Here is an 8,936-nt window from a genome sequence, read left to right as displayed (position 1 = left end):
GTCACGGCAGATGGAGCGGGTGCTGTCGGCCGCGCGCGGTGCCGGGGCCAAGGTCGTGCTGGTGGGTGATCCCGAGCAGTTGCAGGCGATCGAGGCCGGTGGTGCGTTCCGGGCGGTGGCCGAGCGGGTCGGGTCGGTGGAGATCACGACGGTGCGCCGGCAGCGTGAAGGCTGGCAGCAGGCGGCCACGAAGGCGCTTGCGACCGGGCGGACAGAGCAAGCGCTGGGACGCTATGAGGCGGCTGGCCTGGTGCGCGGGCATGATACGCTGGAAGAGGCGCGGGCCGGGGTAGTGGCCGGGTGGGATGAAGCCCGGCAGGCTGCGCCCGAAGAAAGCCAGATCATGCTGGCGCACCGGCGTGTCGATGTGCGGGCGCTGAACGAGGCGGCACGCGCCATCCGGCGGGAGGCGGGTGAGCTGGGTGAGGACGTGCTGGTACCGACCGTCCAGGGCGAGCGGATGTTTGCCGACGGGGAGCGGGTCTACTTCCTGCGCAATGACCGGGAGCTGGGGGTGAAGAACGGCACGCTGGGCACGGTGCGGGGCATCACGGGGTCGCCTGATGCCGGGGATCTCGTGCTGTCGGTGCAGCTCGACGGGCCGGGTGGTGCCGGGACTGGCCGGGTCGTGTCCGTGTCGGTGGCGGATTATGACGCGCTGGATCATGGCTATGCGGCCACCATCCACAAATCGCAGGGTGTGACAGTGGACCGGGCGCATGTGCTGGCGACGGGGAGCATGGACCGGCACGGGGCCTATGTGGCGCTGTCACGGCACCGGGAGAGCGTGTCCGTCCATTGGGGCCGGGATGACGTGGGCAACTGGGACGGGTTGGTGAAGCGGCTGTCGCGCGAGCGGCTGAAGGATACCACGCTGGATTACCCGCAGGTCCGGGATCGGGATGCCGGGTTCGCGCGGCGGCGCGGGCTGTATGTCCCCGAGAGCGAGATCGTGGTGGAGCGCGGCAAGGCCGTCGCTGGCCCCCGGAAGGACAGGCAGGCCGAAGCTGTCCGTACGCCAGATCCGGCACCGGCGCAGCGGAAGCGCGGGATGTTCGACGGGCTGGATCTGTCCGTGCGGGGGCGTGGCCGGGCGGCGGACAAAGACGTATCGGCCGGGATGGATGCCGGGGCCGGCAAGGGGGAAAGTGGGGCCGGGCGTGAGGCTCCCGCCTCGCCCTTTGCCGGGTTGCGGCTGCCGCGTGTGCAGCGCGCGCAGGTGCCGGCCGGGCTGGGTGGGTTTGTACCGGGTGGTGACCCGCTCCACCAGGCGGTGGAGCAGTATGCGCGGGCGGTGCGGGACATCGGGCGCATGGTGGAGCAGGACCTGCCGGTGCTGGAGCACCAGAAGAAGGCATGGCTTGACGCCAGCACGGCTCTGGAACGGCTAAGGCCCGGGGCGGTGATCGCTCTGGAAACCGCCGTGAAGCATGAGCCGGAGATCCGGCAGGCCCTGTATGGGCTGGAAGGGCCGGCACGGGCGCGCAGGCTGGTCGAGGGGCTGGAGCACGAGGACAGGGTGCGGACAAGTCCAGAACTGCGGGCCGCGCGGTTCGTGAAGGCGTGGGACGGGCTGAGCCGCGAGCAGCAGGGTGTGGCGCTCAGGGAGCTGAAGCGGGACGCGCAGCTTGAATCCCTCCTGCGGCAGAAGGGGCATGAACTGGGCGTCCGGAAGGGATCGACGCTCGATCATGGATTGCAGCCGCAGCGCACGCGCTCGCTGTCGCGCTCCAGGGGGCGGGATATGGATATGGGGATGTAAAACAGGAGACGTACAGAAAACTGTACGTTATAATGGTCATGGAGGACCGATCATGACCTGTGTTTCCTATACCGACCTGCGCCAGAACCTGGCGCATTATCTGGACGAAGCCGTGAACAGCCGCGCGCCGATCGTCGTGACGCGTAAGACCGGGAAAGGCAGTGTCGTGCTGATGTCGGAAGAAGAATTCTCCGGCTGGCAGGAAACCGTGCATCTCCTGAGCAGCCCACGCAACGCGGAGAGGCTGTTGGGGAGCATTCGTGACATCGAGCATGGGGTGGCGACCGAGCGTGATCTTCTGGAGCCGCAGGGTGAGCCGTCGGCGTGAAGGTCATTTTTCATGAAAATGGCTGGGCGGATTATCTTTCCTGGTTCCAGTCAGATCATGCTGTTCTTGGGAAGGTTAATGCCCTGATCGAGGATGTAAGGCGGCATCCATTTCAGGGGCTGGGCAAGCCGGAACCACTGAAGGGACAACTTTCCGGGTGGTGGTCCCGACGGATTACGGGGGAGCATCGTCTGGTCTACCGGGTTCAGGGCCGCGCGGGAGAGGATCAGCGGATCGAGGTTGCCCAGTGCCGGTTTCATTACTGAAGGAGAGGCGTCATGAGCGAGACGGATCCGGCAGCCCGTGCCTTTGAGGATCTGTGCGCCGAAATGACGGTGCTCCGGCGCAGCGTGGAAGCGCTGCCCCAGGCATGGCGGGACAGCCGGCCGCCAGACTACACGCCGGACCTGGCCAGGCTGGTCAAGGCCCTGAACGACGTGGGCGCGCGTATGAAGGCGATCGAGGCCAGTCCGACCCTGAAAATGACGCCGCAGGCGTATGGGCAGGGGGTACGACAGGCAGGGCTTTCCGTCTGTCAGGACATGCAGGCCGCCTTTCATACCGCGATCCGTGCGGTTCAGGTGGAGCGGCAGCAGCTGACCGACATTGTCGGGCAGGCGCGCACCCAGGACCGTCAGAATTGGTGGGTGCTGAAGGTCGGGCTGGCCTGTCTGGCTGTCGGGATCGGGTTCTCGCCTATCCTGACCTACCTCCTGCCGTCCTCACTGGGGACGCGCGTGGCCTCGTTCATCGTAGGCGGACAGGATCGGTGGGAATCTGGTGCGTTGATGATGGAGGCCGACAATCCCGAAAGCCTGCGGCATATGGTCCGGGCCAACCGACTTGTGGACGCCAGTCGGGACCGGATCACCGCCTGCCAGAAAACGGCCAACGAGACGAAGGTGGACCAGCCCTGTGTCCTGACCATCCGGCCGGATGGGTCATAACTGACGACACGCCGTAGTTGTCCTCGCAAACGCCCTGCTTCACAAAGATCGGCTTTGGACGCCAAAAGCCGCTTGACCACAACGGATACTCTCAAATGACGGTTATGAGAGCGTACGTTTTTGAACAAAATCTCACCGTTCCCCAATATGACTTTTCAGGACCGCAGGAGGCGGCCGGATATTGATATCAATCAATGCGCCGGATATTCCATTCCATACTGTGACTGCGGCAATCTTCCAGGAATCCCAGACAATGACCGACCTTCCCTGGCTCACCTCCAAGCCTGAAGCACCGGAACCCATCCGCGGTGATCGTGGCGCAAGCATTCTTGGCCCCCGCAACCTTCCACGTGAACGCGAGGTGCCCGACCTCCTCGCCTCCCCCGATACGGACGCCGGAACCATCCCGAACCTGAAGTTCTCCTATGCCGACGCGCGCAACCGTCTGGGATCGGGCGGATGGGCACGCGAAATCACCATTCGCGAACTGCCTGCCGCCACGACGCTGGCTGGTGTGAATATGCGCCTCAAGCCGGGTGGGTATCGCGAGCTGCATTATCACAAAGAAGCCGAATGGGGCTTCATGATCGCGGGCAAGGCACGTGTCACGGCACTCGATACCGAAGGCCGCCCGTTCGTGGATGATGTGGAGGCCGGAGACATCTGGAACTTCCCCGCCGGCATTCCCCATTCCATCCAGGGACTGGGCACCGAAGGATGCGAATTCCTGCTGGTCTTCGACGATGCCAATTTTTCGGAAAACGAGACCTTCCTCATCAGCGACTGGTTCGCGCATACGCCCCGCCACATCCTTGCCAAGAATTTCGGCGTGCCGGAATCGGCGTTCGCCAACCTGCCGACCGACGTGGAAAAGACCCGCTGGATCTTCAACGGCACCGAACCCACCGTCGCCAAGGAAGACGCGATCAGGTGCCCGCAGGGTCCGTCCCCCATCCGCTATACGCACCGCTTCCTGCAGCAGCCCCCGGCAAAGGCAGCGGGCGGGACCGTGCGCGTCGTGGATTCGCGCAATTTCCCCGTGGCCTCGACCATCGCGGCTGCCATCAATGTCGTCGAACCGGGTCGGATGCGTGAACTGCACTGGCATCCCAACAATGATGAGTGGCAGTATTTCGTGCGTGGCCGCGCCCGCATGACCGTCTTTGCCTCCGGCGGGAAGGCGCGCACGTTTGATTACTGCGCGGGGGATGTCGGGTATGTGCCGCTTGGCATGGGCCATTACCTTGAAAATATCGGTGACGAGCCGATGGTGTTCCTCGAAGCCTTCAAAAGCGACAGGTTCGCCGATTTCTCCGCCAACCAGTGGCTGGGCCTGTCGCCACGCCAGATGGTGAAGGAACACCTCAACCTTGATGAGGAAACCCTGTCGAAATTGCGTCAGGACAAGCCCCTCATCGTCTGATGAACCCGGCCCTGTACCCTGTCCTGCGTGTCGCGACACTGGGGCTGATCGCCGGTTATGTGGATGCCGTGGGATATGTCGAACTCCACGGTATCTACAGCGCGGCCATGACCGGGAATTCCACGACCTTTGGCGTGTCGCTGGCCCGGCATGACTGGGGGCGGGTTGCCAGTGTGGGGACCGTGCTGGGGCTATTTTTCATGGGTGCGCTGGGCGCCGCCATCGTGCGCCGGTCACTGCGGCAGTGGCGGTATGAATGGCTGTGGATCGCAGCCCTGCTGCTGCTGGCGCAGTTCGTGCACTGGTCCCATGCCGCGAACGCCAGTTCCCGGGCCGAGACGCTGTTCCTGACCGTGGCCATGGCCATGCAGGGGGAAGTGCTGTCGCGCTTTTCCGGCGCATCCGTACAGACTATCGTCGTCACGAACAACATCATTAAATTCGCCAACAACATCATCGCGTACCTGTGGGGACTGAAGGACGGGAAGTGGGCATTGTCTCCCATCTCCATGCTCCCCGGCCTTGGGTGGGGCTGCTGCATCGCCGGGGCTTTCCTGTCCGTACCGGCGCAGGACATGACATCGGCTTTTTTCCTGTTTCCCATCCCGCTTCTGATCGCGTTATGCTTCCTTCATACTGCGGATCTGGAAGAGGGCTAATCCATGTCGTACACGACTGCATGTCCATGATTGGCATGCGCAGTCGGGACACGTCATTAACGCCCGCGTCCCGGCGCGCCCTTCCGATTTTCCGGCTGTCCCCATGTCGGAGCGTATCTGCTTCAGCGTGGATGCGAAGCGCCACGACTGCTCCGAACGGACTGGGACCAAGTCCCCCCCCCCCCCTCTTTTCTATCAACCTTCTGACGCAGATGGTCAATCGCGAGATAACGCAGGGGGAGCGGTCAGCAGGGATACATCTGGTGGTTTTAAAACGGGTGGCGTATATAAAATGGGCACAGATATACGCTAAGGATTATCGGCGATTGTGATGGCTTGCTAGAACGGGCAGAGTTCCTCGGGGAACTCGATCCAGTCGAGCGTGAACAGCATAAGCTCGACGGGGCCCATCTCTCGCAGGGCAAGGGCGAGACCGTTCGAGTGAGGATAAGAACCGAGCCGTTCCAACATCTGCGATGTGCTGGTGACGCCGGTAAGGATCAAGGTGGCGAACGGCCTAGACGGTCGAGTTTCCAGACCACCAGCGTATCCCCTTCCTTGAGCCAGGCGAGGCACGTCTTGAGGCCCGGACGATCATCGTGGGCACCAGAGGCCTTGTCGGAATGAATGTTGCGTGCATCGTTAAAAAATAGCGGATGCCACTTTTTTTCGAGACTACTTTGCAGATACGATAAAGAACAATATCTCTCGCAAAAAGGAAATATAAACCGTAAACATATCTCAAAAAATATGACACGATATTTTTCTATATATAACGACTTTCCATAAAACATTCAAGAAGATACATAAATTCATATTGTGTTTTGTATTCAAGCGCGCCCAAGCATTGTGTGGAGATTACCATCCCTTGTCATGTCGATTGCAAGCCGGGTCCGCGTTATGCTTTTTCGTAGTGCTGTACGCCGGTCCCACCCATGCGCAGAACGTGCCCACCATTGACCTGCATGGCGTGACCATAAAGCCCTACGCCACGGATCAGCTTGATGTGGGCGGGTTCGCCGATGCGTCCCCCGCCCATCCGGGCACGGGGGCACGGGGCGCGCGCATGCGCAATGGTGTGCGACTGAATATCCACAAGCAGGTTGAAATCGGGGCCATATGGGATTTCGGTCCCGCGCCCGGTGGGCCAATGCGCCTGTTTGAAGGTCAGGTTTCCTATGTTGGGCTGCGGCATTTCGTATTCACGGCAGGGATTTTCAAGCCCAGCTTCGGCCTTGAATCCATGCAGGCGCAGGGCGATACCGTCTTTATCGAACGTTCCAGCATCTCCACCCTGACGCGCAACCTGGCCACGGGTATCGAACGGCAGGCCGTGCAGGCGGAAGCATACGGGAAACGCTATCATTTCGCCCTGTCCGCCACCGCAGGCACTGCGGGACCGGGCGAAAACGGCAACCAGCGCGCCATGGCCTTCCGCCTTGTCGGCCTGCCGGTGCGCACGCGCTCCGTGCTGTTCCATCTGGGATTCTCGGGGGAATGGGTCTTCCGCCCGGCTTCCGCACGCAACGCCGCCCCCGCGCTGTCATTGTCCGACAACCCGGAAATCAATCCGGGGACGGTTTCAAAATACCTTGATACAGGAAAGATCCTGTCCGACAGCGGGGGTGCCTTCGGGGTGGAGGCGGCCGTATCATGGAAAAGACTGCTGTTTCAGGGCGAGGCCTATGACATCCTGCTGAACAGCCACCTCCATAACGATAGCGAGCAATTACGCTTTCACGGATGGTACGGACAGCTTGGCTACACCATCAATGGAAAGCAGCGGGAATGGAAGGGACGCACGGCAGCATTTTCCTCGCCGTCATGCGACAGGAAACAGAGCGTGCTGTGTAACGGCTATGGCGTGCTGGAAATCGCGGCCCGCTATTCACAGGTCGATCTTGAATCCGGCCCCATACATGGCGGCGACCAGCAGACCGGGTCATTGGCCGTGAACTGGTGGCCCACGGGCATCATCCGCACGACTGTGCAATATGAATACGGGCAGGTCACACGCACGCCGTCTGCCGAACATTTTCATGCGGTCATGTCGATGTTCCAGATAAAATTCTAAAAGCCCGATCCGAAAGTTTTTGAACAATACCAGCCTGTTGTGATTCATCCGTTTTTGTAGAGAGATGGAGTGAATGGTGACATGAACTGATATTGCTCAACATGAACCTAGCCGGGAAAGATTGTGATATCTATCGGATATGACGTACGGGGAGGAAACTTTGATCATGCCGTTCGTCCCCCGGGCCAAACGGGGTGGTCGCCCTCGCACGACGGATATGCGCGAGGTAGGGCTGACGACACGAAAGTGCCTTTTACGTACGTTTAGGTAGAACGCGTTGAGAACGTCGGTAGCGTTCTGCCGAGCGTGCGATAGACAGTTGCCCGGCATGACGCACAACGACGCGTTCGCCATAATCAGCAAAGTCCGTTGCAGAGATGCCGAGTTGATGGGTGGTGAATGCGATCATGGCTTCTGGCGGCTGTACCGATGGGGGCACGACCCCGTAATGTTGGGCATAGGAGGCGGGTAGTCGCTGCAGACATTCCCGGATCCCGCCGGCCAGATCCTCACGCTTCATCCTGCCCAACCTTTTCCTGACACCGGATTTCCCTAACATGATTAAGGTTTATGTTAAAACCTTAATCATGTTAGCCAGAAGTAGGCCCTTGCGTAAGGTTCTGCCAGATTGTGCGGGTGGCTACAGGTGACGTGGATGAAAAATTCTCCCCGCCCCGAACCTGTCCGGTAATATGGATTATCGGACAGATTGTTAATGCCCGTTTTCCCGACGTCAGAGCGCAGTACTCCGACGCCTCAAAGCGGATGTAGCTACAAGGTGTATGAGGATTGGTTTCGGTCAAATCCAGAGCGGTTCACGGCGCCTTGTCCTTTTACTCGCCCTGTCAGGCTTCAGTCAGTCTGAAAGGCCGATCTCACGCCCTCAACAAAGCTTTCCCATTCTTCATCTGTGACTTGTCGGATGACAGAGGTGGTCCCCATTTTTCGGACAGGGCGATAAGCTATCATCTGGCCTGAACGAGGACGGGTTTTATGGGCAAGGTTACGCGGAAACGGTATGCGGCAGAGTTCAAGTCACGGGTTGCGCTGGAGGCGATCCGTGGGGAACTGACGCTGGCGGAACTGGCTTCGAAACATGGCGTGCATCAGACGATGATCGCCCAATGGAAGCGCCAGGCGATCGAAGGCATGGCAAGCCTTTTTTCTGGTAAGTCAGTAACGGAACCTTCAGTCAGCCCTGCTGATGTAGAGAAACTGCACGCCAAGATCGGCCAGTTGCTGGTGGAACGGGATTTTTTGCGGGATGCCTCTGCTCGGTTGGGCGTGATCAGAGGCGGCAGATGATTGACCCGAAGAGAGCATGCCTGCCGATAATCCGGCAATGCACGCTGCTGCAACTCAACCGGTCGGGCGTCTACTATCGGCCTGTGCCACAGAGCGAAGCCAATCTGGAGCTGATGCGGCTGATCGACGCCCAGTTCCTGGAAACGCCGTATTATGGCTCACGGCAGATGACATGGCATCTGCGCCGCCAGGGACATGAAGTGGGCCGCAAGCGGGTCCGGCGGCTCATGGCGATCATGGGCCTGCGGGCGATCTACCAGAAGCCGCGCACGACCGTGCCCCATCCGGAGCATCGGAAATATCCATATCTGCTAAGGGATCTGGTCATCAATCGGCCTGACCAGGTCTGGTGTTCCGATATCACATATATTCCCATGAAACGGGGATTTCTCTATCTCGTGGCGATCATGGACTGGTTCACGCGCAAGGTCCTGTCCT

The 8,936-nt window shown here is 60.4% G+C and carries 10 protein-coding genes and 2 pseudogenes; 9 read left to right on the top strand and 3 right to left on the bottom strand.

Annotated features, from left to right (window positions below; translation table 11 throughout):
* The 6 genes from CFR78_RS15460 to CFR78_RS15435 form a co-directional block, all read left to right on the top strand.
* Positions 1-1,762, top strand: a 1,762-nt coding sequence (locus CFR78_RS15460) for an AAA family ATPase (protein WP_110581343.1), incomplete at its 5' end; no start/stop codon positions are given.
* 52 nt (positions 1,763-1,814) lie between these two features.
* Complete coding sequence (locus CFR78_RS15455; protein WP_034928502.1) at positions 1,815-2,090, top strand: type II toxin-antitoxin system Phd/YefM family antitoxin; 276 nt, start codon at positions 1,815-1,817, stop codon at positions 2,088-2,090.
* On the top strand, positions 2,087-2,356 hold the full coding sequence (locus tag CFR78_RS15450) for a Txe/YoeB family addiction module toxin (protein ID WP_084149616.1): 270 nt from the start codon (positions 2,087-2,089) through the stop codon (positions 2,354-2,356). Before CFR78_RS15455 ends, CFR78_RS15450 begins: the two co-directional genes overlap by 4 nt.
* Positions 2,357-2,368: 12 nt before the next feature.
* Positions 2,369-3,037 (top strand): DUF6118 family protein, encoded by a 669-nt coding sequence (locus CFR78_RS15445; protein WP_034928507.1) that lies wholly within the window; start codon positions 2,369-2,371, stop codon positions 3,035-3,037.
* 253 nt (positions 3,038-3,290) lie between these two features.
* Complete coding sequence (locus tag CFR78_RS15440; RefSeq protein ID WP_034928629.1) at positions 3,291-4,460, top strand: oxalate decarboxylase family bicupin; 1,170 nt, start codon at positions 3,291-3,293, stop codon at positions 4,458-4,460.
* Positions 4,460-5,119, top strand: coding sequence for a YoaK family protein (locus CFR78_RS15435; RefSeq protein WP_007396274.1), 660 nt, complete (start codon positions 4,460-4,462; stop codon positions 5,117-5,119). Before CFR78_RS15440 ends, CFR78_RS15435 begins: the two co-directional genes overlap by 1 nt.
* Positions 5,120-5,458: 339 nt before the next feature.
* Here CFR78_RS15435 and CFR78_RS15430 read toward each other — a convergent pair whose 3' ends face one another.
* Together CFR78_RS15430 and CFR78_RS16810 are read right to left on the bottom strand one after the other, a co-directional pair.
* On the bottom strand, positions 5,459-5,590 hold the full coding sequence (locus CFR78_RS15430; RefSeq protein WP_007396273.1) for a Tn3 family transposase: 132 nt from the start codon (positions 5,588-5,590) through the stop codon (positions 5,459-5,461).
* A gap of 29 nt (positions 5,591-5,619) precedes the next feature.
* On the bottom strand, positions 5,620-5,913 hold the full coding sequence (locus tag CFR78_RS16810; RefSeq protein ID WP_456305861.1) for a recombinase family protein: 294 nt from the start codon (positions 5,911-5,913) through the stop codon (positions 5,620-5,622).
* Positions 5,914-6,032: 119 nt separating this feature from the next.
* On the opposite strand from CFR78_RS16810, the gene CFR78_RS15420 reads away from it, so the two are divergent.
* Positions 6,033-7,193 (top strand): OprO/OprP family phosphate-selective porin, encoded by a 1,161-nt coding sequence (locus CFR78_RS15420; protein ID WP_225063296.1) that lies wholly within the window; start codon positions 6,033-6,035, stop codon positions 7,191-7,193.
* Positions 7,194-7,284: 91 nt separating this feature from the next.
* A pseudogene (locus tag CFR78_RS15415) lies at positions 7,285-7,422 on the top strand (IS5/IS1182 family transposase); the annotation flags it as partial.
* 24 nt (positions 7,423-7,446) lie between these two features.
* On the opposite strand, the gene CFR78_RS15410 reads toward CFR78_RS15415, so the two are convergent.
* Positions 7,447-7,713 (bottom strand): DUF4158 domain-containing protein, encoded by a 267-nt coding sequence (locus CFR78_RS15410; RefSeq protein ID WP_139064242.1) that lies wholly within the window; start codon positions 7,711-7,713, stop codon positions 7,447-7,449.
* A 473-nt stretch (positions 7,714-8,186) separates the two neighbouring features.
* On the opposite strand from CFR78_RS15410, the pseudogene CFR78_RS15405 reads away from it, so the two are divergent.
* Positions 8,187-8,936, top strand: a pseudogene (locus CFR78_RS15405) (IS3 family transposase); the annotation flags it as partial.

Source organism: Komagataeibacter rhaeticus (assembly GCF_003207855.1).
GTDB classification, from domain to species: domain Bacteria; phylum Pseudomonadota; class Alphaproteobacteria; order Acetobacterales; family Acetobacteraceae; genus Komagataeibacter; species Komagataeibacter rhaeticus.
The sequence above is the reverse complement of the archived record's forward strand: the minus strand, read 5'-3'. Positions and strand labels throughout refer to the sequence as shown.

Coding starts and splice junctions, on each gene's coding strand:
- CFR78_RS15455 (WP_034928502.1), top strand. CDS start 1,815: ATGACCTGTGTTTCCTATACCGACCTGCGCCAGAACCTGGCGCATTAT.
- CFR78_RS15445 (WP_034928507.1), top strand. CDS start 2,369: ATGAGCGAGACGGATCCGGCAGCCCGTGCCTTTGAGGATCTGTGCGCC.
- CFR78_RS15440 (WP_034928629.1), top strand. CDS start 3,291: ATGACCGACCTTCCCTGGCTCACCTCCAAGCCTGAAGCACCGGAACCC.
- CFR78_RS15435 (WP_007396274.1), top strand. CDS start 4,460: ATGAACCCGGCCCTGTACCCTGTCCTGCGTGTCGCGACACTGGGGCTG.
- CFR78_RS15430 (WP_007396273.1), bottom strand. CDS start 5,590: ATGTTGGAACGGCTCGGTTCTTATCCTCACTCGAACGGTCTCGCCCTT.
- CFR78_RS16810 (WP_456305861.1), bottom strand. CDS start 5,913: ATGTTTTATGGAAAGTCGTTATATATAGAAAAATATCGTGTCATATTT.
- CFR78_RS15410 (WP_139064242.1), bottom strand. CDS start 7,713: ATGAAGCGTGAGGATCTGGCCGGCGGGATCCGGGAATGTCTGCAGCGA.